The organism is Nocardioides sp. BGA-UO-ETr-FS32 (genome assembly GCF_059567905.1).
The window spans coordinates 778,099-802,983 of record NZ_JCAQOX010000013.1 but is presented as its reverse complement, the minus strand read 5'-3'; the positions used below and the strand labels follow the sequence as shown (position 1 = coordinate 802,983).

24 protein-coding genes are annotated in these 24,885 nt (G+C 72.0%); 11 read left to right on the top strand and 13 right to left on the bottom strand.

Features of this window, described 5'->3' with window-relative positions; genetic code table 11:
- Window positions 1-2: 2 nt before the first annotated feature.
- Window positions 3-566, bottom strand: a complete 564-nt coding sequence (locus tag AC57BS_RS09055) for a hemerythrin domain-containing protein (protein ID WP_496411097.1) — start codon at window positions 564-566, stop codon at window positions 3-5.
- 167 nt (window positions 567-733) lie between these two features.
- Between AC57BS_RS09055 and AC57BS_RS09050 the strand changes: the two genes are divergently transcribed.
- The gene (locus AC57BS_RS09050) at window positions 734-1,705 is read left to right on the top strand and encodes a choice-of-anchor J domain-containing protein (protein WP_496411096.1); all 972 of its coding nucleotides are present in this window, start codon (window positions 734-736) and stop codon (window positions 1,703-1,705) included.
- An 80-nt stretch (window positions 1,706-1,785) separates the two neighbouring features.
- Window positions 1,786-2,301: a DUF1707 SHOCT-like domain-containing protein gene (locus AC57BS_RS09045; RefSeq protein ID WP_496411095.1), complete on the top strand. Its 516-nt coding sequence runs from the start codon at window positions 1,786-1,788 to the stop codon at window positions 2,299-2,301.
- A gap of 101 nt (window positions 2,302-2,402) precedes the next feature.
- Here the strand turns inward: AC57BS_RS09045 and uvrB are convergent, their stop codons facing one another.
- Window positions 2,403-4,532, bottom strand: coding sequence for an excinuclease ABC subunit UvrB (uvrB, locus tag AC57BS_RS09040; protein ID WP_496411094.1), 2,130 nt, complete (start codon window positions 4,530-4,532; stop codon window positions 2,403-2,405).
- A gap of 49 nt (window positions 4,533-4,581) precedes the next feature.
- Here uvrB and AC57BS_RS09035 point away from each other — a divergent pair, with 49 nt between their 5' ends.
- Both AC57BS_RS09035 and AC57BS_RS09030 read left to right on the top strand, forming a co-directional pair.
- On the top strand, window positions 4,582-5,391 hold the full coding sequence (locus AC57BS_RS09035) for a hypothetical protein (RefSeq protein ID WP_496411093.1): 810 nt from the start codon (window positions 4,582-4,584) through the stop codon (window positions 5,389-5,391).
- A gap of 75 nt (window positions 5,392-5,466) precedes the next feature.
- The gene (locus AC57BS_RS09030; protein ID WP_496411092.1) at window positions 5,467-6,711 is read left to right on the top strand and encodes a phospholipase D-like domain-containing protein; all 1,245 of its coding nucleotides are present in this window, start codon (window positions 5,467-5,469) and stop codon (window positions 6,709-6,711) included.
- On the opposite strand, the gene AC57BS_RS09025 is transcribed toward AC57BS_RS09030, so the two are convergent.
- From AC57BS_RS09025 to AC57BS_RS09015, 3 genes are all read right to left on the bottom strand, one after another.
- On the bottom strand, window positions 6,671-7,525 hold the full coding sequence (locus AC57BS_RS09025) for a hypothetical protein (RefSeq protein ID WP_496411091.1): 855 nt from the start codon (window positions 7,523-7,525) through the stop codon (window positions 6,671-6,673). The genes AC57BS_RS09030 and AC57BS_RS09025 overlap by 41 nt on opposite strands.
- Window positions 7,522-9,180 (bottom strand): NAD(P)/FAD-dependent oxidoreductase, encoded by a 1,659-nt coding sequence (locus AC57BS_RS09020; RefSeq protein ID WP_496411090.1) that lies wholly within the window; start codon window positions 9,178-9,180, stop codon window positions 7,522-7,524. Before AC57BS_RS09020 ends, AC57BS_RS09025 begins: the two co-directional genes overlap by 4 nt.
- 79 nt (window positions 9,181-9,259) lie before the next feature.
- Window positions 9,260-10,195 carry a DNA-3-methyladenine glycosylase family protein gene (locus AC57BS_RS09015; protein ID WP_496411089.1) on the bottom strand — a complete coding sequence of 312 codons (936 nt, stop codon included), beginning with the start codon at window positions 10,193-10,195 and terminating at the stop codon, window positions 9,260-9,262.
- Between the two features lie 51 nt (window positions 10,196-10,246).
- Between AC57BS_RS09015 and AC57BS_RS09010 the strand changes: the two genes are divergently transcribed.
- Both AC57BS_RS09010 and pepN read left to right on the top strand, forming a co-directional pair.
- Window positions 10,247-11,113: a tryptophan 2,3-dioxygenase gene (locus tag AC57BS_RS09010; RefSeq protein ID WP_496411088.1), complete on the top strand. Its 867-nt coding sequence runs from the start codon at window positions 10,247-10,249 to the stop codon at window positions 11,111-11,113.
- 11 nt (window positions 11,114-11,124) lie between these two features.
- Window positions 11,125-13,557 carry an aminopeptidase N gene (pepN, locus tag AC57BS_RS09005; RefSeq protein ID WP_496411087.1) on the top strand — a complete coding sequence of 811 codons (2,433 nt, stop codon included), beginning with the start codon at window positions 11,125-11,127 and terminating at the stop codon, window positions 13,555-13,557.
- Between the two features lie 10 nt (window positions 13,558-13,567).
- On the opposite strand, the gene AC57BS_RS09000 is transcribed toward pepN, so the two are convergent.
- Window positions 13,568-14,368, bottom strand: a complete 801-nt coding sequence (locus tag AC57BS_RS09000; protein WP_496411086.1) for a resuscitation-promoting factor — start codon at window positions 14,366-14,368, stop codon at window positions 13,568-13,570.
- 160 nt (window positions 14,369-14,528) lie between these two features.
- Here AC57BS_RS09000 and AC57BS_RS08995 point away from each other — a divergent pair, with 160 nt between their 5' ends.
- From AC57BS_RS08995 to AC57BS_RS08985, 3 genes are all read left to right on the top strand, one after another.
- Complete coding sequence (locus AC57BS_RS08995; RefSeq protein ID WP_496411085.1) at window positions 14,529-15,548, top strand: App1 family protein phosphatidate phosphatase; 1,020 nt, start codon at window positions 14,529-14,531, stop codon at window positions 15,546-15,548.
- Window positions 15,549-15,586: 38 nt separating this feature from the next.
- Entirely contained in the window at window positions 15,587-16,336 is a 750-nt protein-coding gene (locus tag AC57BS_RS08990; protein WP_496411084.1) for a dienelactone hydrolase family protein, read from the top strand.
- Window positions 16,337-16,476: 140 nt separating this feature from the next.
- The gene (locus AC57BS_RS08985; RefSeq protein ID WP_496411083.1) at window positions 16,477-17,829 is read left to right on the top strand and encodes an HNH endonuclease; all 1,353 of its coding nucleotides are present in this window, start codon (window positions 16,477-16,479) and stop codon (window positions 17,827-17,829) included.
- A gap of 16 nt (window positions 17,830-17,845) precedes the next feature.
- On the opposite strand, the gene AC57BS_RS08980 is transcribed toward AC57BS_RS08985, so the two are convergent.
- On the bottom strand, window positions 17,846-18,457 hold the full coding sequence (locus AC57BS_RS08980) for a hypothetical protein (RefSeq protein WP_496411082.1): 612 nt from the start codon (window positions 18,455-18,457) through the stop codon (window positions 17,846-17,848).
- Window positions 18,454-19,068, bottom strand: coding sequence for an FMN-binding negative transcriptional regulator (locus tag AC57BS_RS08975; RefSeq protein WP_496411081.1), 615 nt, complete (start codon window positions 19,066-19,068; stop codon window positions 18,454-18,456). The genes AC57BS_RS08980 and AC57BS_RS08975 overlap by 4 nt, the downstream gene beginning before the upstream one ends.
- A 59-nt stretch (window positions 19,069-19,127) precedes the next feature.
- On the opposite strand from AC57BS_RS08975, the gene AC57BS_RS08970 reads away from it, so the two are divergent.
- A complete protein-coding gene (locus AC57BS_RS08970) occupies window positions 19,128-20,645 on the top strand; it encodes an ATP-dependent DNA ligase (RefSeq protein ID WP_496411080.1) in 1,518 nt (505 codons plus the stop codon).
- A gap of 2 nt (window positions 20,646-20,647) precedes the next feature.
- Here the strand turns inward: AC57BS_RS08970 and AC57BS_RS08965 are convergent, their stop codons facing one another.
- The gene (locus AC57BS_RS08965; RefSeq protein WP_496411079.1) at window positions 20,648-21,502 is read right to left on the bottom strand and encodes a S1 family peptidase; all 855 of its coding nucleotides are present in this window, start codon (window positions 21,500-21,502) and stop codon (window positions 20,648-20,650) included.
- 54 nt (window positions 21,503-21,556) lie between these two features.
- On the opposite strand from AC57BS_RS08965, the gene AC57BS_RS08960 reads away from it, so the two are divergent.
- Window positions 21,557-22,273: a TetR/AcrR family transcriptional regulator gene (locus AC57BS_RS08960; protein WP_496411078.1), complete on the top strand. Its 717-nt coding sequence runs from the start codon at window positions 21,557-21,559 to the stop codon at window positions 22,271-22,273.
- Between the two features lie 7 nt (window positions 22,274-22,280).
- Here AC57BS_RS08960 and AC57BS_RS08955 read toward each other — a convergent pair whose 3' ends face one another.
- The 4 genes from AC57BS_RS08955 to AC57BS_RS08940 all read right to left on the bottom strand — a co-directional run bounded on the left by AC57BS_RS08955 (window position 22,281) and on the right by AC57BS_RS08940 (window position 24,870).
- On the bottom strand, window positions 22,281-23,090 hold the full coding sequence (locus tag AC57BS_RS08955) for a DUF1206 domain-containing protein (protein ID WP_496411077.1): 810 nt from the start codon (window positions 23,088-23,090) through the stop codon (window positions 22,281-22,283).
- A gap of 75 nt (window positions 23,091-23,165) precedes the next feature.
- Entirely contained in the window at window positions 23,166-23,576 is a 411-nt protein-coding gene (gene nusB / locus AC57BS_RS08950; protein ID WP_496411076.1) for a transcription antitermination factor NusB, read from the bottom strand.
- A gap of 7 nt (window positions 23,577-23,583) precedes the next feature.
- Window positions 23,584-24,147 (bottom strand): elongation factor P, encoded by a 564-nt coding sequence (gene efp / locus AC57BS_RS08945; protein WP_129454524.1) that lies wholly within the window; start codon window positions 24,145-24,147, stop codon window positions 23,584-23,586.
- 84 nt (window positions 24,148-24,231) lie between these two features.
- Window positions 24,232-24,870 (bottom strand): phosphotransferase, encoded by a 639-nt coding sequence (locus tag AC57BS_RS08940; protein ID WP_496411075.1) that lies wholly within the window; start codon window positions 24,868-24,870, stop codon window positions 24,232-24,234.
- Window positions 24,871-24,885 lie beyond the last annotated feature (15 nt).

Genomic DNA, 24,885 nt, shown 5'->3' with positions numbered 1-24,885 from the left:
AGTCAGTCGTCGTCCTCGTCCTCCTCGTCGTCGAGGAGGCCCTCCTTCTCGGCCTCCTGCACGATACGGCGGACGTTGTCGATGCTGCCGCAGTCGGCGTCCAGCTGCTTGTTGCGCTCGGTCGCGAAGGCCACGCCCAGCTCGGCGCGGACCTGCTCGCCGACCTCGTCCCGTGCCGGGTTGAGGATGGTCAGCTCCTCCTCGGTGAGGTGGTGGTTGAGCGCGGTGGCGAGCTCCTCCACGGCGTCGTCGAAGGCCTGGGTGTCGGTGCCCTTGAGCTCCAGCACCTTGAGCATGGCCTCGTGGCCCTCGGCGTGCTCCTCCTCGCCGTGCTCGGCCTCGTGCTCGGTGATCGCGTCCTTGCGGCGCAGCGTGGGGTAGACGTGCTGCTCCTCCGCCTCCGCGTGGGCGACGTGGAGGGCCGCGAGGGCCTTGCGCACGGCGTCGCGGTCCGAGGAGCTGTCGCGCAGCTGGCGCAGCAGGGACTCGAAGCGGCGGTGGTCCTCGAGGATCAGGTCGATGACGTCGCCGGAGACCGGCCTGCCGAGGTCGATGGGGGTGCTCATGCCGCGACGCTAGCGACCCGCCGCGAATGCGGTCCTCACCCCTGCGGGTCCCACCTTCCGGTGAGGTTCTCGGATTCTCCTGCGGCGCCCGCCCGTCCTCCCTAGTGTCGCGCCTGACGCGCCCGCCACGGGGGTCCGGCGCACCAGCTTCCCAGGGGGAATCCAGCATGTCCTTGTTCCGACGCACAGCCCGCACGGTGGCCCTCGGCCTCGTCGCCGGCGCACTGGCCGTCACCACCGCCCAGCCGGCCCAGGCCGCCACCTTCAGCGAGGGCTTCGAGAGCGGCACCGTGCCCACCGGTTGGCAGGTCGTCAACCTCAGCTCGCCCCTCGGCACCCAGAGCTGGAGCCAAGGTGTGACCGACGGCGACTTCACCGCCCAGGCCGGCACGCCGAACTCGTTCTTCGCCGCCAACTTCCAGGACGGCGCCAACCTGGCGACGATCAGCGACTGGCTGATCACTCCGCGGCAGACCTCGCTGAGCAGCACCGACGTCTTCGAGTTCTGGACCCGCACGCTGACCGCGACCGCCTACCCGGACCGCCTCGAGGTCCGCATGTCGACCAACGGCTCCTGCAACCCGGGCTCCACCGCCGACGGCGTCGGTGACTTCACCACCGTCCTCGGCACGATCAACCCGACGCTCACCGTCGAGGGCTACCCGCGGACCTGGACGAAGTACAGCATGCCGCTCACCGGGCTCGGCACCACCAACGTGTCCGGCTGCGTCGCCTTCCGCTACTACGTCACCGAGGGCGGCCCGAGCGGCGACAACAGCGACTACATCGGCATCGACTCCGTCGCCTTCACCGACAACGCCTCCGTCGCCTGCACCACCGCCCAGACCTCGGTCGCGTCCGCGCAGGCCACGGTCACCACGGCGACCGCGACGTACGCCACCGCGGCCAAGACCCTCAAGAAGGCCAAGAAGGTCCTCAAGAAGGCTCGCAAGGCGCTCAAGAAGGCCGTGAAGGCCGACGACGAGGCCAAGATCGCGAAGGCCAAGAAGAAGGTGAAGAAGGCCAAGAAGGCGGTCAGGAAGGCCAAGAAGCGGAAGGCCGCCGCCCAGACCGCCCTCACCGCCGCGCAGGCGGCCCTGGCTGCAGCGCAGACCTCCACCACCACCAGCTGCCCCTGAGGCACTGACCGGCTGACGCACGACCGACGGCGGACGGGATCTCCCGTCCGCCGTCGGCATGCCGTGCCTATGCTGGCACCGTGCCGGAGATCGAGGTGTGGCGACAGTTCGACCACGATCCGCGCAGTCCTGCCAACCGGTCGATCCGGGCGTCCGACCGCGACCGCGCCGTGATCGAGACCGTCCTCGCCGACGCGTTCGCCGAGGGACGCATCACCCGTGCCGAGTACGACGAGCGCACCGACGCCGCGCTCGCCAGCCGTACGCTCGGCGACCTCGTGCCGCTGGTCGAGGACCTGCCGGTGGCGCGAGCACCTCGACCGGGCGCCGGCGACATCCACCAGCAGGCCGTCCGGAAGTGGCAGGCCGACCGACGTGAGGCGTTGCTGGGCCTGATCGGCCTCTCCGCCCTGCTCTGGACCATCTGGGCGGTCACGATGTGGGGCGGGTTCCCCTGGCCGCTCTTCCCCATCGGGTTCGCGCTGATGAACCTCGCGCGGGTCATCGTGAACAAGCGCGACATCATCGACGAGCACGCCCGGCGGCTGGAGAAGAAGCAGGAGAAGGAGCTCAGGCGTCGCCCGGACGAGTTCTGAGGCGGCCAAGCGCTCAGCGCGTCGCCGGCGCTCGCTGCGCTCGCGCTGCTCCTCGCTCGTCAGGGACGCTCTGAGCTCGTTCCTCGCTCAGCGCCCCTTCCTCACTTCGTCGCTTCCATCATCTGGCGCAGCTCTTTCTTCAAGTCGCTGATCTCGTCGCGCAGGCGCGCCGCCACCTCGAACTGCAGCTCGGCCGCCGCGGTCTTCATCTGGTCGGTCAGCTCCTGGATCAGCACCGCGAGGTCACTGCTCGGGATGCCGGCCGTGTCGGGCGCCTCGGCGTGGATGCGCGACAGGGCGGGCGTCGGGGACTTGCCGGCCTTCACGCCGCCGGCGCGGCCCTTCTGGCCGACGTCGGCCCAGGTCTTGAGCAGCTCCTGGGTGGTCTCGTCCTCGCGGGCGAGCATCTCGGTGATGTCGGCGATCTTCTTGCGGAGCGGCTGGGGATCGATCCCGCGCTCGGTGTTGTAGGCGACCTGGATCGCACGGCGGCGGTTGGTCTCGCCGATCGCGTTCTCCATCGAGGGCGTGATCTTGTCGGCGTACATGTGGACCTGGCCGGACACGTTGCGCGCCGCGCGGCCGATGGTCTGGATCAGCGACTTGTCGGAGCGCAGGAAGCCCTCCTTGTCGGCGTCGAGGATCGCGACCAGCGACACCTCGGGGAGGTCGAGGCCCTCGCGGAGGAGGTTGATGCCGACGAGGACGTCGTACTCGCCCATCCGCAGCTCGCGGAGCAGCTCGATGCGGCGCAGCGTGTCGACCTCGGAGTGGAGGTAGCGGGTGCGGATGCCGGCGTCGAGGAGGTAGTCGGTGAGGTCCTCGGACATCTTCTTGGTCAGCGTGGTGACCAGGACGCGCTCGTTCTTGTCGGCGCGGGTGCGGATCTCGTGGATCAGGTCGTCGATCTGACCCTTGGTCGGCTTGACGACGACCTCGGGGTCCACCAGGCCCGTCGGGCGGATGATCTGCTGGACGGCGTTGTCGACGCCTCCGACCCGGTCGATCTCGTAGTTGCCCGGTGTGGCGGAGAGGTAGATCGTCTGGCCGATCCGGTCGACGAACTCCTCCCACCGCAGCGGGCGGTTGTCCATCGCGCTGGGCAGGCGGAAGCCGTGGTCGACGAGGTTGCGCTTGCGCGACATGTCGCCCTCGTACATGCCGCCGATCTGCGGGACCGCGACGTGGGACTCGTCGATGACGAGCACGAAGTCCTCGGGGAAGTAGTCGAGGAGCGTGTTGGGGGCGCTGCCGCGGGTGCGGCCGTCCATGTGCATCGAGTAGTTCTCGATGCCCGAGCACGAGCCGACCTGGCGCATCATCTCGATGTCGTAGGTGGTGCGCATCCGCAGGCGCTGGGCCTCGAGGAGCTTGCCCTGCTTCTCGAAGGTGGCGAGCTGGTCCTCGAGCTCGAGCTCGATGCCCTTGATCGCCCGCTCCATCCGCTCGGGGCCGGCGACGTAGTGGGTGGCGGGGAAGACGTGCAGCTCGGTGTCGTCGGAGACCACCTCGCCAGTGATCGGGTGCAGCGTCATCAACCGCTCGACCTCGTCGCCGAAGAACTCGACGCGGATCGCGAGCTCCTCGTAGACCGGGAAGATCTCGAGGGTGTCGCCGCGGACGCGGAAGGTGCCGCGGGTGAAGGACATGTCGTTGCGGGTGTACTGGATCTCCACGAGCCGCCGCAGCACGGAGTCGCGGTCGTGCTCCTCGCCGACCTTGAGCCGCAGCATCCGGTCGACGTACTCCTGGGGGGTGCCGAGGCCGTAGATGCAGGACACCGTCGACACCACGATCGTGTCGCGGCGCGTGAGCAGGCTGTTGGTCGCGCTGTGGCGCAGCCGCTCGACCTCCTCGTTGATCGAGGAGTCCTTCTCGATGTAGGTGTCGGTCTGGGGGACGTAGGCCTCGGGCTGGTAGTAGTCGTAGTAGGAGACGAAGTACTCGACCGCGTTGTCGGGGAACAGCTGGCGCAGCTCGTTGGCGAACTGCGCGGCCAGGGTCTTGTTGGGCTGGAGCACGAGCACGGGCCGCTGGAGCTGCTCGGTCACCCACGCGACCGTCGCGGTCTTGCCGGTGCCGGTCGCGCCGAGGAGCACGATGTCCTGGACGCCGCCGTTGACCCGCTCGACGATCTCCTCGATCGCGGCCGGCTGGTCGCCCGAGGGCTGGTAGTCGGAGACCACCTTGAAGGGGGCCACCCGGCGCTGGAGATCGGTGACTGGACGCATGCGTCGAGCCTACGGGGAGGCACCGACAGCGGCGTCCTACGCTCGCGTCGTGCCCCACCACGCCCAGCCGCCGGACCGCGTGCTCGACCTGTTCGCGGCCGAGGGCGTGCTGGAGCCGCTGCCGGGCGGACAGGGAACGAGCTGGCGGGCCGGCGACCTGGTCCTGTCGCCCGGTCATGACGAGTCGGAGGCGTGGCTGGCGCCGATCCAGGCCAGGCTGGCCGTACGCCTCGACGAGGCGGCACCCCGGTCGCTCCGGCTCACGCTGCCGGTGCCGGCGCGCGACGGGAGCCTGACCGTGGACGGCTGGGCGGCGACCCGCTTCGAGCCGGGAACGACGCCGTGCCGCGACCTGCCGACCCTGCGAGCCGCCGCGCACCTCCTGCACGCACATCTCGCGACCTCGGTCCCCGAACGCCCCGCCGGGCTCGACGCCCGCACCGGCCGCTGGGCCGAGGCGGAGCGACAGGCGTACGACGTCGACGCCGCGCAGCATGCCGCAGCCGGGCGGCCCGAACCTGGGCTCGTCGACCTCGTGCGCGCACTGACCGCGGGCCTCGACGACACCGACCTCGGCCGCGAGCAGCTCGTCCACGCCGACCTGGCGGGCAACGTGCTGCTCGACGCGTCGGGCGTGCCGTTCGTCATCGACCTCTCGCCTGCGTGGCGCCCGCCGCTGTGGGCGGAGGCGGTCTGCGTGCTCGACGCCGTGCTCTGGCACGGAGCGCCGGCCGCGGCGCTGGACGGGTGGCGCAGCGGCGTGGAGCGGCAGGCGATGCTGCGGGCCGCTCTGTTCCGGGTGCTGTCCGACGAGCCGTGCGACGTCGACCGGTACGCCGCGCTGGGGCTCGCCGGCTAGCGCACGCGGTCGAGGGTGACGACCCCAGCCGCGTCGCGCCACACGGTCGCTGGGTCCCGTGGCTAGATTGAGCCCGTGACCGTCGCCCGCACGCTGACCGCCCTGCGGCGCACCCTGCTCGGGCTGTTCGGGCTCCAGCTCGGCGTGGCGATCGCGCTCTCGCTCGTCGACTCCTACCGCCGCCGCGGCAAGAAGCCCAAGCCCTTCCCCGTCTCCGGTCCCGACACCGTCCCGGTCGGTGACGGCGAGATCACCACGTACACCTTCGGACGCGACCTCTACGACGACATGCTGGCCGCGATCGACGGTGCCAAGAAGCAGATCCTCTTCGAGACCTACATCTGGAAGGGCGACGAGATCGGGTGGAAGTTCAAGACCGCCCTGACCGCGGCCGCGGCGCGCGGCGTCGACGTGCACTGCGTCTACGACGGCTTCGCCAACATGGTGGTCTCGCCCGCGTTCAAGCGCTTCCCCCCCTCCCTCAAGGTGCTGCGCTACCCGGTGTGGACGGCCGGCCTGCGCGTGTGGGACCTGCGGCGCTACGGCCGCAACCACCGCAAGGTGCTGGTCGTGGACGAGGAGGTCGCCTTCCTCGGCGGCTACAACATCGGCTCGGCCTACGCCACCGAGTGGCGCGACACCCACGTCCGCATCACCGGCCCCGGGGTCTGGGACATGAAGCGGGCGTTCGCCGACTTCTGGAACCTCAACCGCCACCACCGGCTGCGTCGCAACGAACGACCGCTCCTGATCGAGACGGCGTCGGACTGGGACCCCCAGATCCGGATCCACAAGAACATCCCACGGCAGTGGAACTTCCCGATCCGCAGCATGTACCTCGAGGCGATCAACCGGGCGAGCCGCAACATCTGGCTCACCACGGCGTACTTCCTGCCGGACCAGGACTTCGTGGACGCGCTCGCCGAGGCCGCACGCCGCGGCGTCGACGTACGCATCCTGCTGCCGCTGAAGTCCAACCACATCGTCGCCGACTGGATCTCGCGCGGCTACTACGGCCAGCTGCTCCGGTCCGGGGCGCGCATCCTCCGCTTCCGGGACGCGATGGTGCACGCCAAGACCGCGACCATCGACGGCAGCTGGGCGACGGTCGGCACCGCCAACATCGACCGGCTGAGCCTGCAGGGCAACTACGAGATCAACCTCGAGGTCATCGACCCCGCCTTCGCCGCGGTGATGGAGGAGGTCTTCCGCACCGACGAGTCCAACTGCCTCGAGCTGACCCTCGACGAGTGGGAGGCGCGCGACCTCAACCGGAAGTTCACCGAGAGCTTCCTCGCGCCGCTGCGCCCGCTGCTCTGAGCAGCAGGATCCACGCCGAGACGACGGCGATCCACCCCAGCCCCACGACGTACACCAGGGCCTGCCACCCCGACCAGTCGAGCGCGTCGCCGTACCTCAGCAGCGCGACCGTCTCGAGGACCACGAAGGCAGCGCCCGTGAGGCCGAGCGGACGCACGTCGTCGGTGTCGTCGATGAGGTACGCGTGCGCGGCCGCCCAGCCGAGCCCGACGAGCCAGGCGCCCACGGCCCGTCCGGTCAGTGGCGTCAGCGGCCACGCCCAGCCTGCGGCAGCCCACTCCGGGGCGAGCAGGAGGGCGACGCCCGACACCAGCAGCACCGCCGCGAGACCGCCGAGGAGGACGCGCAGGGTGCGCGGCAGCCGCCGTACGCCGTCGGCGGGCGACGGCGCCGTGCGGGGCTGACGGACCAGGCCGAGGACCATGAGCACCGGCACGCCGGCGTAGATCGCCAGCCAGCCCCACGTCACTGCACGGGCGGTGGCCGGGTGCTCGGCGCCGAGGTGGAACTTGTCGAGGTGCAGCAGCGTGACCACCAGCGTCAGCGTGGTGAAGACGAGGACCGCCCACACCGTCAGCCGGGCGCGCCCCCAACGCGCCGCGCGCGCTCCCGCCACCTCGAGAACGGCGCTGGCCCAGTAGGCCGCCCCGAGGAAGACCGCGGTCATCGGCACGTCGATGGTCCACGAGAACCAGTCGGCCGTGCGGGTGGGGAAGACCGTGAGCTGGAAGCCGGCCAGGAACACCAACACGGCCGCCACGACCAGCAGCCGACGCATCGCCCCGGTGACCGGTGCGCCCGTGACTGGCGTCATGCGGTCGGGGCCGGGTGCGCGGCGAGGTAGCCGTGGAGCAGGGCGATGACGGTGGCGCCGTCGCCCACGGCCGTCGCCACCCGCTTGACCGAGCCCGAACGGACGTCGCCGACCGCGAAGACGCCTTCCATGCTGGTCTCCAGCAGCAGCCGACCGTCCTGACCGGTGCGGATGAAGCCCGCCTCGTCGCGCGCGATCTCGTCCGGCAGCCAGGAGGTCCGCGGCACCGAGCCGATCAGCACGAACAGCCCGCCGGCCGGCACCTCCTCGCGCGAGTGCCCGTGCGGGTCGCCCAGGGTCAGCCCGGCCAGGCAGCCGTCCTCCTCGCGTCCGTCGAGCACAGCGGTGCGGTAGCGGATGGCGACGTTGCGGGTCGCCTCGAGCTGTGAGATGAGGTAGTCCGACATGCTCGCCGCGAGCGACGGCCCGCGCACCAGCAGGGTGACCTGGTGGGCGTAGCGCGCGAGGTGGACCGCGGCCTGCCCGGCCGAGTTGCCGCCTCCCACGACGTACACCTCCGTCCCGGCCATCGACGGCGCCTCGGACACCGCGGCTCCGTAGAAGACACCGCGCCCGACCAGCCGCTCGAGGGACGGCACGTCGAGCATGCGGTAGTCGACGCCGGTGGCGATCACGACGCTGCGGGCGCGGATCACGCTGCCGTCGGACATGGAGACCGTACGCAGGCCCCCGTCGGTGCCCAGCCCCTGCACCTCGCGCAGGAACGAGTACTCGCTGCCGAAGGCCCAGGCCTGCTGGAACGACCGGTAGGCGAGGTGGGCGCCGCTGACCCCTCGGGCGAACCCCGGGTAGTTGCGGATCAGCGACGACGTGCCCGCCTGGCCACCGACCGCGTGCTGCTCCACCACCATCGTCGAGAGCCCCTCGGAGGAGGCGTAGACCGCCGCCGCCAAACCACTGGGGCCGGCTCCGACCACCACGACGTCGTAGACGTGGTCGGTCGGCATCGGACCCATCAGCCCGAAGGCGTCGGCGATCTCGAGGTCGGTCGGCGCGACCAGAGTGGTGGGTGGCGAGGTGAACGCCAGCTGGAGCACCGGAAGCTCCGGGTCGGCGAGGCCGAGCCCGGCGAGCAGCCGGTTGGCCGACTCGGTGCCCACCTGGTGGAAGCCGACCGGGATGTGGTTGCGGCCGAACTGGTCGCGCAGCGCGTGGGTGCGCTCGTCGCGCTGCTCGCCGATCATCCGCACCGCCTCGAACCCGATGCCCTGGGCCAGGTGCCAGTCGTCGAGCGTGTCGGTGATGGCACCGTGGAACTCCTCGTCACGCCGTCGCTCCGGCCGCAGCAGCACGAGCTCGGCATGGCCGTGGCCGATGGCCGCGAACACCTCTCTCGTGCTGGCGAAGTCACCCCAGATGCCGGTGACGGCCCGCTTCGCCGAGGGGTGCAGCGAGTAGGCGCGGCGCAGGAAGTCCAGGCCGTCGCGGTCCTCGGGTCCGTAGCAGGCGATCACGAGGGCCACCTGCCGCTCCCACCGGCGCAGGCCCTCGAGCACTGCCCGTGCGTGGCCGTAGTCGGCGCACACGACGACCTCGTAGTCGCCTCCGTACCGGTGCCGCAGCTCTGACTCGAGGACGTCCCGAGACGTCTCGTCGGTGGTGGCCAGCAGCAGGACGGGGTCCGTGTCGCCCATGACGATCGACGCTACTCCCGGGCCGCGGCGGGCGGCGACACCATTTCTGGGGGTCTGGACCGGGGCGCCGACCTGGGCGTCAGCGGGTCGGCAGGTGTGTCGGGACGCTCATCCGCGGTCCCCTGCGCGGGCGTGACCGGCCGCCGGCGACCGCCATCGTCGCCGCCCGGCCGCGGTGCGGCCGGTAGGGCTCGAGCAGCGCGGCCATCTCCTCGTCGGTGATGTCGTGGCCGACGAGCGCCCAGCCGACCCAGTTGGCGAGGTGGTAGTCGCCGAAGCTCACGGCGTCGGCATCGCCGAGCGCGCGCTGGCGGACCTCGGCGCTGGTCCACACGCCGATCCCCCGGACCGACCGGAGCCGCCGGTCGGCCTCGTCGGCGGACACCTCCGTGACGCGCTCCAGCGACGCGGCGAGGCGGCACGCGGTCACGACGGTGCGGGACTGGGCCGGCTGGACGCCGAGGCGCAACCACTCCCACGAGGGGATCGCGGCGATCGTCTCCGGCGTCGGCTGGAGCATCAGCCGCAGCGGCGCCACCGGCCCGGGCGCGGGCTCGCCGTGGCGGCGTACGAGCTCGCGGAACGAGCCGAACGCCTGCTTGCCGGTCACCTTCTGCTCGAGGATCGAGGGCACCAGCGACTCCATCACCAGGCCGGTGCGGCCGATGCGCCAGTGCTGGTGGGCGCGCCAGCCCTCGGCGACCTCGGGGTGGTGGTGCGGCTCGAAGCCGGTCGGGTCGTCGTCGGCGCCGAGCAGCGCGGGCATCCGGTCGAGCGCCCACTCCGCGCCCGGTCCCCAGGCCCGGCCGACGACCTCGCCGGCCGACGGTCGCGGCTGCACGCACAGCGACGCCGGGCCCGCGGGCGTACGCATGGCACGCCAGATGCGACCGTCGTCGAGGTGCCGCTGCGTCGGGTCCCCCGCGCCGCGCCGCTGCGGTCGCAGCGCCTGCGCAGGCGCACACGGCCAGTCGGGCACCCAGGTGCGGGTGCGCTCGGCGGACGACTCGGGCATGGTGCGACGGTAGACGAGGCCACCGACCGCGATGACGGATAGGTTGCAGCCATGTCAGAAGGAACGGGCGGGACACCCAACAAGCGCGACCTCGAGGGCGGCATCCAGACGGACTTCTCGAGGTCCATGTCCTACGGCGACTACCTGCGTCTCGACGTGCTGCTCTCGGCGCAGCAGCCGCTGTCGGACCCGCCGCAGCACGACGAGCTGCTCTTCATCGTCCAGCACCAGACGAGCGAGCTGTGGCTCAAGCTGATGGTCCACGAGCTGCGCTCGGCCCGCGCACTCCTGCGCACCGACGACCTCTCCCCCGCGCTCAAGCGGATGGCGCGCATCAAGCACATCCAGCACACCCTCACCGACCAGTGGTCGGTGCTCGCGACGCTCACACCGAGCGAGTACGCCGAGATCCGGCCGTTCCTGGCGACCAGCTCGGGCTTCCAGTCCGCGCAGTACCGCGAGGTCGAGTTCCTGCTCGGCAACAAGAACGCCGACATGGTCGACGTCTTCTCCCACGACGAGACGGCCCGCACCACCCTCACGGAGCTGCTGCACGAGCCGTCGCTCTACGACGAGTTCCTCGCCCACCTCTCACGCCAGGGGTACGCCGTCCCGCAGCGGCTGCTCGAGCGCGACTGGTCGCAGCCGCACACCACCGACGACGAGCTCGTGGACCTCTTCGCGGCCGTGTACGCCGCGCCCGCCGAGCACTGGGGCGTCTACGAGACGTGCGAGGAACTCGTCGACATCGAGGACGCCTTCCAGCAGTGGCGCTTCCGCCACCTCCAGGTGGTGCAGCGCGTCATCGGCCACAAGGTCGGCACCGGCGGGTCGTCGGGCGTGGACTTCCTGCGACGTGCGCTGAGCCTGACCTTCTTCCCCGAGCTCTACGAGGTGCGGACGCGGGTCGGGCAGTGAAGGCGCCTGCCGTGCCCGTCCGCAGCCTTCGCCAGGAGGAGGCCGTCACCCGCGCGGCCCTGCTGGCGGTCACCTCCTACGACATCGAGGTCGACCTCACCGACCTGGTCGACGGGCCCGCCTTCCGGGCCGTCAGCACCGTGCGGTTCACGAGCACCGCCGGGGCGTCGACGTTCGTCGACTGCTGCGCGGAGGTGGAGTCGGCCACGCTCAACGGCAAGCCGCTTCCCCCGGCACACGAGGGGCGGATCGCGCTGGCCGACCTCGCCGAGGACAACGAGCTGGTCGTCGCCACCGTGCAGAGCGACACCACGCACGGGCGGGGGGTGCACCGCGCGGTCGACCCGGGCGACGACAACGTCTACGTGTGGACCAGCTTCGAGCCCGACGAGGCGCGCTACGCATGGGCCTGCTTCGACCAGCCCGACCTCAAGGCACCGCACGCGTTCACGGTCACCGCACCGGCGGCATGGACCGTGGTCAGCAACTCCGGCGACCCGCTGGTCGAGGACGTCGAGGGCGGGCGGCGCTGGACCTTCGAGCCCACGCCGCCGCTGTCGACGTACAACCCCGTCGTGGTGGCCGGGCCGTTCGTCGAGGTGCGGCAGGAGGTCGGTGGCCACGACCTCGGCCTGTACGCCCGGCAGACCCTGGCCACCGCGCTGGAGCGCGACGCCGAGCAGCTGTTCACGCTCACCGCGCAGGGCCTCGAGTTCTTCGGCGAGCGCTTCGGCATGCCGTTCCCGCAGCGCACCTACGACCAGGTGTTCCTGCCCGAGTTCGGTGGCGCGATGGAGAACTACGGCTGCGTCACCTGGGCCGACAGCGTCCTGCGCCGCCACGAGCCGACCACCGGCGAGTGGCAGGTGTTCGCCAACGTGCTGCTGCACGAGATGGCGCACATGTGGTTCGGCAACATCGTCACGATGCGCTGGTGGGACGACCTCTGGCTCAACGAGGCCTTCGCCGAGTTCGCCTGCATGTGGGCCGCTGAGCGGGCGACCGCCTACGGCGACACGGCCGCCAACAACCTCGTGGACGACAAGCTCAACGCCTACCTCGCCGACCAGGGACCCAGCTCCCACCCGATCCGCCAGCCCGTGCCCACCGTGGCCGACGCGGAGTCGATCTTCGACTCCATCACCTACCCCAAGGGCGCGGCGGTGCTCAAGCAGCTCATGCACTTCGTGGGCGAGGACACCTTCTGCGTGGGCATGAGCGCCTACTTCGCCGAGCACGCGTGGAGCAACACCACCCTGGACGACCTCGTCGGAGCGCTCGAGCAGGCCAGCGGCCGCGACCTCCAGCCGTGGCGTACGGCCTGGCTGGAGACCGCCGGCGTCGACCGGCTGGGCCTCGAGCACACCGACGAGGGCCTGGTGCTCACCGCCGTTGGCGCCCACGGCGCCCCGCACCCGCAGGTGGTGGGCGTGGGTGCCTACCGCCGCGCCGGTGAGGCGCTCGAGGAGGTGGGCTCCGTCCGCGTGGAGGTGGTCGGCGAGCGCACCGCTGTCGAGGGCCTGCCCGAGGCCGACCTCTACCTCGTCAACCACGACGACACCACGTTCGCCACCACCCGGCCCGACGCCGCCGGCCGGCAGGTGCTGGTCAGCCGCCCCTCTGGCCTGCCCACGACCCTGGCCCGGGCCGTGGCGATGGCCACCGTGTGGGACATGCTGTCCAACGCCGACGCCACGGCTGCCGACGCCGTGGGGGCGCTCACCGACGTGCTCCGGGTCGAGACCGTGGAGACGCTCGCCGAGCCCTGCCTCGAGCTCGCCCTCACCGCCGCCCAGCGGTGGGCACCGGAGTCCGAGCGGCTCGACCTCGAGGCACAGGTCGCTGCCGCGGCACGTCGCCTGGTGGAGGCAGGGGTGTCCCGGCAGGCGGCGCTGCGCACGCTGGTGCGCACCGCCACCGGCGAGGACGACCTCGCCGCCGCGCGTGAGCTGGCCGGCGACGACGTCGACCTGCAGTGGTACGCCCTGGAGCGCCGGGCCGTGCTCGGCGAGGTGGACACCGACGCCGTGCAGGCCCTGCAGGAGCGCGACCCCGACCCCGACGCCTGGGTCCGGGCGCTCGGCGTACGCGCGAGCTCACCCTCTGCCGAGGCGAAGGAGGAGGCGTGGACCGCGATGGTGGAGCGGACCGTGCCCATCCAGGCCACCCGCACCGTGGCGGCAGCCTTCTGGCGACCGGGCCAGGAGGACGTGCTGGCTCCCTACGCCGAGCGCTACCTCGAGGCGCTGCCCACCCTGCACGAGGGCGGGATGATCCCCGGTCTCGCGCTGACCGCCAGCCTCTTCCCGGTGTACACGGTCGACGAGGCGTGGGTGGCGCGCGCCCGCGAGGTCGCGGCCGCCCGGGCAGCGCCCGTGGTGGTCAGCGCGCTCACCGAGCGCTCCGAAGAGGTGCTGCGGATGGTGCGCGCCCGCACGGTGTGACGCTGCAGCCTCAGAGCAGGCGGCCGCAGGTGGGCCACGGCGAGCGGCCGCGCTGCTTGTAGAGCAGCTTCGCGCGGTAGGTCTGCTCGCCCGCCGAGGCGGCGGTCGGCAGGCCGGAGCCGCCGACGCTGCGCCACGTGCCGAGGTCGAACTGGTAGAGCCCGTAGTAGCCGGCCGGGTTGACCGCGCGCGGGTTGCCGCCCGACTCGCAGTTGGCCAGGGCACCCCAGTTGAGGCCGTCGGCACCTGCCACGGCGTACGGCTTGCGGCCCACGAGCACGCGGCGCGGGCGCGGGTCCCGGACGAGCTTCTTCTTGACCACGCGGTACTTCACCGGCTCGCCGTTGTGGAGGATCTTGACCGCGACGACCTTGCGGACGCCGGCACGGCCCTCACGCACGACCTTGCGCTTGCCGGGCTCGAGCTTCGTCGTCGGGACCTCGACGATGCCACGGCGCACCCGCTCGCGCTTGGTCTTGCGCTCCTTGACCACGTCGGTGAGGCGTACGACGTCACCCTGGCGCAGGCGCTTGCGCTTGCCGGAGACCTCGCGGCCGTCGCGGACGACGTCGACCAGGTCGTTGCCGTCGACGGGGACGCCCTGCGTCTCGAGGAGCTGCCCGGGCCACACCCGGGGCACGGTCGCCACCTCGACGGGCGGCTGGTCGGCCACCTTGACGCGTACGGCGACGGCCTCGCGGGTCTCCTCGGCGGCGGCGCTGCCGGGCACGAGGCCCAGGGTGAGGGCAGCTACGGCGAGACCGGCGGACAGGGAGCGGGCGGACAGGGCGGGTGTGGTGGTGGCACGCACGTGCTTCGGACCTCACGGGGGTTGGGGGCGACGGGCCGCGGCGTGCATCACCTCGCGACGGGAGGCACCTCGCACAACGGCGAGGACACTGCCTGCGGCACATCCACCAGAACACGATCTCGCCGGCATGTCGAATCGGGCGCACGCATACGGTTGCTCCATGGACGTTCGCAGGGTGGTCGTCGCAGTCGAGCGCGCATGGGACGGAGCCCGGCTGCGCCGGGCCCGCTCCAGGCTGCCCGAGCACTTCCGGATCGAGGCCTACATCGGCCACGGCGGCCCCGCCGGAGCGGTCGTCCGTGGACGCGTCCTCGACAACCCGCTGGCGACCGAGGCCGAGGACGGGGAGGGCGTGGGACCCGCCGTACGACGCACCGTGCGCCACTTCCTGACCAACGACCTGCCCGGGGTCCCGCTCGCGGTCCGCGTGGCCGGGGTCGTCGTCGACACCGTCACGGACGCGGAGGGCTACTTCCTGGTCCGCGTCCCCACCGAGCCTCAGGCCCTCCAGAGCCCGTGGACCCGCGGCACCGTCGAGCTCCGCGGGGACTACCGCGGCGTGGCCGAGCCGCACACGACGCCGGTGGAGGTGAGCGTGCCGCCGCCCGAGGCGAGGTTCGGGATCATCTCGGACGTCGACGACACGATCCTCCAGACCGGCGTCCAGCGGGTTGGCCGGATGATCCTGCAGACCCTCACCGGCTCCTCGCTCACCCGCACGCCGTTCCCGGGAGCGGTCGAGCTCTACCAGGATCTCACCGCGGGCGTGAACCCGGTCTTCTACGTGTCCTCCAGCCCGTGGAACCTGCACGCCTTCCTCGTGGAGTTCCTGCGCCACCGCGGCTTCCCGCTCGGCCCCGTGCTGCTGCGCGACCTCCTCGGCACCTGGGCGGGGCGCGAGCAGAAGCACGACCGCATCCGCGAGGTCCTCGACCTGCACCCGGACCTGCCCTTCGTCCTGCTGGGCGACTCCGGCGAGCACGACCCGCAGATCTACGCCGACATCGTGCGCGAGCACCCCGGCCGGGTCCTCGCGGTCTACATCCGGGAGGTACGCCTCGACCCGGGCGACGGCCGCGTGGAGAAGGTGTCGGACGCATGGGGTTCGGACGTGCCGTTCGTGCTGGCGGCCGACTCGGACGCCGTACGCCGGCACGCGCGGGGCCTCGGGCTGCTCTGAGGGGGTGCGCCTGCTCGCCGGACGGCCCACACTGAGCCATGGAGACGCGACCGCTGATCGAGATCGAGACTGGTCACGGGCTGATGCCGGCGTACACGGCGGTGCCGGTGACGCCGCCACCGTGGCCGGGGGTCGTCGTCATCCACGACTTCACCGGGATGAGCCAGGACCTGCGGAACCACGTCGACTGGCTGGCCGGGGAAGGTTTCCTGGCGATCGCACCTGACCTGTACTACTGGGGCAGCCGGCTGCGCTGCCTGCGCACGATCATGCGGGAGCTCGGTCCCCGCCGGGGTCGGACCTTCGACGACATCGAGGCAGCCCGGCAGTGGCTGCGCGACCAGGACGGTTGCACGGGAGTCGTTGGCGTGGTGGGTTTCTGCATGGGTGGCGGGTACGCCATCGCCCTGGCCGAGGGGCACGGGTTCGACGCCTCGGCGGTGAACTACGGCGGTTGTCCTTCCGACGCGAGGGACTGGTTGCCGCGGGCGTGTCCGGTCGTCGGAAGCTTCGGCGGTGCGGACAAGTCCCCGCTGGGCGCTCGGGCCGGTCAGCGGCTGGACACGCTGTTGACCGAGCTCGACGTGCCGCACGACGTGAAGATCTATCCGGGGGCGGGCCACGGCTTCATGAACGACCACGCACCGGAGGACCAGACGTTGTTCCTGCGCTTCCTCGCCCGTGTCTCGGGCACGCGGTACGACGAGGCGTCGGCGACGGATGCTCGCCGACGCATCGCGATGTTCTTCAAGGACCACCTTCGCCCGGAGGCACCCTCGTCGACGTGACAGTGAGGAGCGCAAGCCTCCCTCGACGACGAACGAGACGGGATCCACAGACGGGGGTCCCGCCCATTGACCTCGGACCGCACATGGACGATAATCGAGCACATGTTCGATCCACGACTCGGCGGGGGTGCACGACCAGGATGACGACGACCACGGACAGCCAACCCGCCGAGAACGCGTGGTCCGCCGACGAGCTGCACGGCCTGGCCGACGTGCTGGCCGAGATCAGCGCGGCCGACGTCCCGGTGCTGCTGCTGGACCAGCTCGACGCGCTCGAGCGGATCAAGTCCGCCGCTGCGGCAGCCCAAGTGGCTCTTGCGGCCGCGTTGGCCGATGCGGTCGAGTCCGCCGAGGACGCGCCTGCCGAGGGCCGGCGGCGCCCTTCCCGTGCGATGTCGATCGGGGCCGAGGTCGCACTCGCGACGCGGACCAGCCCCCACCAGGGCGAGCAGCGGGTGCTGCTCTCGCGCCGGCTGCGCGACGACCTGCCGGGCGTGCACCTCGCACTGGGGCGCGGCCACATCAGCGAGCGGCAGGCGTTCGCCGTCGCCCGGGAGGTGGCCCACCTGGAGCCCGCTCAGCGAGCCGCCGTCGACGCCGATCTCGCTGGCACTCCCGACAACGTCGCCGGTCTCGGTGACGAAAAGCTCCGCCAGGCCGTACGCCGCTCCTGCCTCGCCATCGCCGCAGACGCCGAGACCCGTCGCTACCGCCGCGCCCGGGCCGACCGGCACGTGACCACCCGGCAGCTCGACGACGGCACCGGCCGCATCACCGCGATCGTGACCGCCGAGGACCTCGCGGCCGTCCGTGCGGTTCTGGACACGGAGGCTGCTGCGGCGCGAGCCACCGGCGACGGGCGCACCGGCGGGCAGGTCCGCGCCGACACCGTCGTGCAGCGCATCACCGGCCGCGACCCCGTCGAGCCGGTCCCGGTCCGCGTCAACCTCGTCGTCTCCGCCGAGTCCTTGGTCGGCGCAGGCACCGAGCCGGCGCAGGTTCCAGGCATCGGCTGGCTGCCCGCCGCACTGTGCACCGACCTGGTCCGGGCAGCCTCGGCCGCCGCGAAGGCCACCCTGCGGCGTCTCTTCGTCCGTCCCGACGACCGCTCGCTGGTCGCGATGGAGTCGACCAGCCGGGTCTTCCCGGCCGGCATGGCCGAGTTCCTCGACCTCCGCGACGGCGGCCTGTGCCGCACGCCCGGCTGCAACGCCGCCATCCGCCACCACGACCACGTGGTCCGCGAGAGCGACGGCGGATCCACGAGCGCCCACAACGGGCAAGGTCTCTGCGAGCGCTGCAACTACGTCAAGGAGAGCCCGGGCTGGACGTCCTGGGTGGCGTCCACCGACCCCGGACCTCACGAGGTCCACGGCGTGACCGAGCACCTGCGCATCCTCCGATCGACCGCGCCGCCACTTCCAGGCGGCCGGTCCACCGACCACTCACCCGCCGAGCTCCGGCTCGCCCAGGCACTCACCCTCGCCGCCTGAGCGCTGACGACCACGCCTACCCCGACCGCTCGACCGTCGTCACCACGCCGGTCACCGACGGCCGCCTCGGCGTGCTGGAGAACCCGAACCGGCACGGCGGGTCGACGGGCGCGAGCCGACCGATGTCGGTCCCGCGCCACTCCCCCGCGACGGCCGTGACCGTACGCACCGACGTCGCGCCGTACCACTCCCGCCGGTCGTTGCCGGCCGTGCCGCGGGTGCGTACGCCGCGCATCACGACGCGCGCGACCGGGTCGACGAGCGAGCACCAGGCGGGGGCGGTGGCGACCCGGGCCGGCACGAGCCCGAGTGCGGTGCCCAGCGGCGTACGGCCTCCGACGACCAGCCGCAGCGACAGCGACGGTGTGGAGACCGCCCACCCGTCAGCGGTGTCCTCGACCGCGACCGGCTCGATGACGTGCTCGTCGAAGGTGTAGGTCGCCGCGACGAAGTCCCGCACGCGCTCGTCCGGTGCAAGCAGCACCCGGTGGCCCGCCGCGTCCTCGACCATCACGTCGGCGAACGGACCCCACGGCGAGGCGTCCCACCGGCCGACGACGATCCGCACCCCGCTGGTGCTGCCGACACCGGCGATGCGGCCGGTGAAGCGCTCGCGGACGCGCGTCACGGCGCGACGAGGCCGTCCGGGTCGCGGCCGTCCGCGACCAGCCCGGCGGAGACGCCGGCGCGGTCCTCGTCGGACCGGTTCTGGCTGAGCTTGGCCTTGGCCTCGACCGACGCGACGACGATCTCGACGCCGACGATCGGGCGGAGGTTCTTTTCGACGTAGTCGGCCGGCGCGTCCGTGACCGCCCAGGGCTCGGCACGCGGCTGCTCGTGGTGGTCGGTGAGCCGCGTGACGAGCCCGCGCACCCACTCGGGGTCGTCGTGGACGGCGACGGCACCGCGCAGGTGGACGACCGAGTAGTTCCACGTCGGCACCACCCGGCCGTGCTCGGCCTTGGTGGCGTACCAGGAGGGCGAGACGTAGGTGTCCGGCCCGGTCACGATCGCCAGCGCGGGCGAACCGTCGATGATGCGGCGCCAGTGGGCGTTGGCGCGGGCGAGGTGCCCGACGAGCCGGTCGCCCTCCCACAGCACCGGCAGGAAGGTCGCGTCGGGCGTGCCGTCCCCACCTACGGTGACGAGCTGCGCGGTGCCGATCGCGGAGACGAACGGACGTACGTCGTCGGGGTCCATCACGTTGAAGCGCGGGACGTAGAGCTGCGCGTCTGGCATGACCCCATCCTGCCCGTTCGGGCGCTGCGGCTGTCGGTGGCCCGCGGCAGGATGGACCCATGCTGCTCGCCGAGCTCGTCGCGACCTCCGCCGAGGTGTCCGCCACCAGGTCCCGCAAGGCCAAGGTCGTCCTGCTCGCCGAGCTGTTGGGCCGGGTCGAGCCCGATGAGCTCGAGGTCGTCGTGTCCTACCTCGGCGGCGCGCTGCGCCAGCGGCGTACGGGCCTGGGCTGGCGCGGCGTCAGCGACCTGCCGCCGCCGGCCGACGAGCCGTCGCTGGAGGTCCTCGAGGTGCACGAGGCGTTCGACGCCATGTCGCAGCTCTCGGGCCCCGGGTCGCAGAACGCTCGACGGGAGGCCGTGGTCGACCTGTTCGGGCGGGCCACCCCCGCCGAGCAGAAGTGGCTCCAGGCCGTCGTCACCGGCAACCTCCGCCAGGGCGCCCTCGACGCGGTCACCCAGGAGGCCGTGGCGGTGGTGACCGAGGTGCCGCTCGCCGCCGTACGCCGCGCCGCGATGCTCGCCGGGTCGACCGTCGCGGCGGCCGGGGCTGCGTTCGCGGGCGAGGAGGCGCTGGCCGCGATCGGCCTGGAAGTTGGCCGGCCGGTCATGCCGATGCTCGCCTCCAGCGCGCCCGACGTCGCGGCCGCGATGGCCGGCCTCTCCCCCGACGGCGCGACCGAGGTCGCGATCGACGCCAAGCTCGACGGCATCCGCATCCAGGTCCACCGCGAGGGCGACGACGTGCTGGTCGTGACCCGCTCGCTCGACGACATCACCGGCCGGTTGCCCGAGGTCGTGGAGGTCGCCCGCTCGCTCCCCGCCGAGCGGTTCGTCCTCGACGGCGAGGCGCTCGCGCTGACCGACGACGGGCGACCGATGGCGTTCCAGGACACCGCCAGCCGCACCGCGCAGGAGACCGGGGTCGCCGTGACCCCCCACTTCTTCGACCTGCTCCACGTCGATGGCCGCGACCTGCTCGACTCCCCCGGTCACGAGCGGCTCGCCGCCCTCGACGCGCTGGTGCCCGAGCGGCACCGCGTACGCCGCCTCGTCACCGCCGACCCGGCCGCCGCAGACGCGTTCGCGGCCGAGACGGTGGCCGCCGGCCACGAGGGCGTCGTGCTCAAGGACCTGTCGGCGCCCTACGCCGCCGGTCGCCGCGGCTCCGCGTGGGTCAAGGTCAAGCCGGTCCACACCCTCGACCTCGTCGTCCTCGCGGTCGAGTGGGGCTCGGGCCGGCGCGAGGGCTGGCTCTCCAACATCCACCTCGGCGCCCGCGACGAGACGTCGCCGAGCGGCTTCGTCATGCTCGGCAAGACCTTCAAGGGCATGACCGACGAGATGCTCACCTGGCAGACCGAACGGTTCCTCGGCCTCGAGACGCACCGCGAGGGGCACGTCGTCCACCTCCGGCCCGAGCAGGTGGTCGAGATCGCCTTCGACGGCCTCCAGCGATCGACGCGCTACCCCGGCGGGCTCGCGCTCCGGTTCGCGCGGGTCCTGCGCTACCGCGACGACAAGGCGCCCGACGAGGCCGACACGATCGAGACGGTCCGCGTCCACGCAGCGGGCTGAGGTCAGCCCCGCGGCTTCGCGAGTCGGCACCCCACCGCGTCCAGGTCGAAGGTGCGACCACCGTCGAGGCAGCCGAGCAGCCACGACGTCTGCTGCCCGTAGTTCATGTGCCGCACCATCCGCACCCGGCCGCGCCGGTCCTCCTCGCACGCGGAGTCGATGCAGCGGCGACCACCGACGTAGCCGGTGTTGGCGATACCGACGACGAGGCCCGTCGAGCGTGAGACGATCGGCGAGCCGGAGTAGCCACCGCGGATCGCGCACCCGTCCCGCGCCGGCAGCCGGATCGAGCGCCACCAGTCCCACGCCCGCTCGTGCAGCCGGTAGGCCGTGCCGCGGGTGGTGCAGGCCCGCTGCTCGGTCCAGTAGCCCGACGGGATCCGGATCCGGTCACCGCGCGACGGTCCCGCCTCGGCCAGCGCGAGCGGTGCGACACCCGCGTCTGCCAGCTCGGCGTACGTCTCGCGCAGCGTCAGCACCGCGAGGTCGGTGCGGAACATCGAGGCGTAGTCCAACCGCACGGCGCGCGCGGACCGTGCCACCTCGCCGCGACCGTCGAGCAGCTCGACGCGAGTCCACCGCTCCTGGTCGACGAGGACCTCCCGGGCGCCCAGGAACGGGAAGCGCACGCAGTGACCGTTGGTGATCACCACGGCGCGGTCGGTGTCGAGGGCGGCCGGCCAGCGCACCAGCGCGCCCGAGCAGCCGGGCAGCCGTGCCGTGCCGGTGAACCGACCCGTGTCCGTGCCCGCCGACGTGGGGACCGCTGACGTGGGGAGCGGCGACAGGACCGCGCCGAGGACCAGCAGGGCGAGCACGACCGACGATGCGGCCCGACGGGCCCGGAGAAGCGGCATGTCGGCATGGAACCACACGGCCGCACCGGAACGACGCTCCCTACACTGACCGGCATGAGCACCGACCCCACGGCCAGCGCGGCCCCCGGACGCGGCGGCTCCGCGGCCGCCCGCCGCCGGGCGCGCGAGGCGGAGATCATCTCGGCGACCCGGCAGCTGTTCGACGAGCGCGGCGTCCGCGACGCGCAGATCGAGGACATCGCGAAGTCCGTCGGCATCAACCGCGCCATCATCTACCGCCACTTCACCGGCAAGGAGGAGCTGTTCAGCCTCACGCTGGTGCAGTACCTCGACGAGCTGCGCGTGGCCCTCCAGGACGCCGCGGCGACGACCGACGACCCGCGCGAGCAGCTCGTACGCCTGGTGGACGCCTTCGTCGACTACGGCCTGGCCCACCCGGCGTTCGTCGACTGCGCGCAGTCGATCATGCGCCGCCCCGGCGGGGACCTGCTCGAGGAGGTCAGCGAGTCCGCGATGTACCGCCTCGGCCAGGCCATCAGCGGCTGCCTGTCGGTGCTCACCCGCACCATCACCTCGGGTGCCCGCAGCGGCGACTTCCACGTCGAGGACCCCGAGCTTCTCGCCAACATGCTCTACGCCAGCGGTCTCGGCACCCTCCAGCTCGGCCGGGTCGCGATGCTCGTGGCCGAGGAGGAGCCGGGCGTGCCCCGGATCAGCCGCATCACGGCAGCCCAGGTCCGCGACCACATGGTCGCCACCGCGCTGGCCCTGGCGGCCGGCGCCCCCGCAGCCGCAGCGCCTCGGCGCTAGCGTCTGCTCAGCGCGACAGGTGCTTGGCCCGCGCGAAGCAGAAGACCCCGTAGGCAGCGATGCCGAGTCCGATCGCAATCAGCAGCACCTGCCCGAACGGCTGCTCGAGCACGGTCTGCAACGCCTGGTCCAGGCCCCCGGACTTCTTCGGGTCGTGCGTGATCGCGGCGTAGCCGAAGAGGCCACCCACGAGGGCGATCGAGATGCCCTTGGCGATGTAGCCCGCCTTGCCGAGCTTGACGTAGGCCGACCCGTCCGTGCCGGACTGCCCCTGGGCGTCGAGGTGCTCGCGGAACTTCTCGGTCCACCCGCGGTAGACGAGGGAGCCGCCGTAGCCGATGATCGCGAGCCCGACCGCACCCACGATCAGCTGGCCGCCGGGGAGCTCCATGAGCTTCGCCGTGGTCGAGTCGGTGCCGCCCTTGCCTCCTCCGGAATCGGTCGCGGTCTGCACCGCGCTCCACCCGATCGCACCGTAGATGACGGCCTTGCCGAGCGACGTGGCGCGCTTGCGCCACCGCTTCGTGTCGTCCGACTCGTCGCGATAGCCGAAGGCGAACTCCAGCAGCCGCCACACCACCAGCAGGAACATGCCGATCGCGACCAGCCACACCAGCACCCCGCCGAGCGGCTGCTCGGCGAGGTACTGCATCGCGCCGCTGTTGGACGCGGAGTCCGCCTTCTCACCGAGGGCCAGCTGAATGGCCAGCCAGGCGATCAGCAGGTGCACCACGCCGTACGCCACCAGGCCGGCGCGGATCGCGTGGTCGAGCCAGTCACTCTCGTGGGCCTGCTCGGCAGTGTCGGAGGCGTTCATGGGCTCAACCTAGGACCTGGCGACCGATGCCGCGAGCCCTCCGACCCCTGAGGGTGAGCCCGGGGTCGGCATGCCCTAGACCAGGGTGGCGCGGTCGCGCTGGATCGAGCCGAGGAGGCCGTTGACGAAGGCGGGCGAGTCGTCGGTGGAGAGGTCCTGCACCAGGTGCAGGGCCTCGCTGACCGCGACCGTCTCGGGCACGTCGGCGTCGCCCCAGAGGAGCTCGTAGACGCCGATGCGGAGCACGTTGCGGTCGACCGCCGGCATCCGCGAGAGCGTCCAGCCCTTGCTGTAGGTCGTCAGCACCTCGTCGATGCGCTCGCGGTGCTCGACCACGCCGCGCACCAGCGTGCTGGTGTAGTCGTTGGTCGGGCCCTCGCCGGCCTCGATGGCACGGTCGAGCGCCGCCACCGGGTCCTCCGAGCGGAGCTCGGAGGCGAACAGGATGTCCAGCGCGCGCTTGCGGGCCTTGGAACGGGCTGCCACGTCGGCGTCAGGCCTTGACGCGGCCGAGGTAGGACGAGTCGCGCGTGTCGACCTTGACCTTCTCGCCGGTGGTGATGAACAGCGGCACCGCGATGGTGTGGCCGGTCTCCAGCGTGGCGGGCTTGGTGCCGCCGGTCGAGCGGTCGCCCTGCAGGCCCGGCTCGGTCTCGGCGATCAGCAGCTCCACCGAGGCGGGGAGCTCGATGAACAGGACGCGGCCGTCGTTGGTGGCGACGATCGCCTCCTGGTTCTCCAGCATGAAGTTCTTGGCGTCGCCGACGACCTCGGGCGAGACCTCGAGCTGCTCGTAGGTGCTGGTGTCCATGAAGACGTAGGACGAGCCGTCGTTGTAGAGGTACTGCATGGTGCGCTTGTCGACGTTGGCGGTCTCGACCTTGGTGCCGGCGTTGAAGGTCTTGTCGACGTTCTTGCCCGACTCGACGTTGCGGAGCTTGGTGCGCACGAAGGCCGGGCCCTTGCCGGGCTTGACGTGCTGGAACTCGACGACGGCCCAGAGCTGACCCTCGATCCTGAGGACCATGCCGTTCTTGAGGTCGTTGGTGCTTGCCATGTGCTCGATCTCCGCCTTCGTCGCGTGTCCAGATGTCAACAGTGCAGGTGCTGCGGCCACAGGGCCCGGCGCCGACGCGCCAGTCTAGTCGCGGGCCACGAGAGCCATGAAATGCCGGGCCTGGTCCTCGGTGGTGCCGCGCGGGTTGCGCCGCCACCCGCCGTTGCCCGGCAGGAGCATCGCCAGCCAGAACGCGGCCCACAGCGGGCGGTAGGCCTCCATCCGCTCCCGCGCGTCGTCGTCCAGGCCGACCGCGCGGGGCAGCGCCTGCACGTCGTACACGCCGGGCAGGCGGCTGCCGAGGTGCTCGACGTGGTCGGCGAGCTCGTAGGCCGGGTCGCTGAGTCCGCCGTCCTCGAAGTCGACGAGTCGCGTCGTCCGTCCGTCCCACAGGACGTTGGCCGGCGTCGCGGACCGATGCCATCCCTCCCGGACCACCTCGACTGGTACGCCGTACAGCCGGCGCAGCGACGCGCCGACGGCCTGCGTCTGCACGGTCGTCAGCGGGCGTGGGGCGAGCGGCTCGCCGGGGAGCCGCTCCATCACGATCACCGGCGTCTCGCCGTCCTCGCGGCGCAGTGGCCGCGGGGCGAGGCCGGGGACGTGCTCGGCGAGGAGCGTCAGGCACGCCCACTCCCGCTCCGCCTGGTCCTCGTGGTCAGCGACGAACTCCTTGCGCACCTCGGTCGCCCCGATGGTCAGGGCGTGGGTCGAGGTCTGCACCGGCTCACCGTAGCC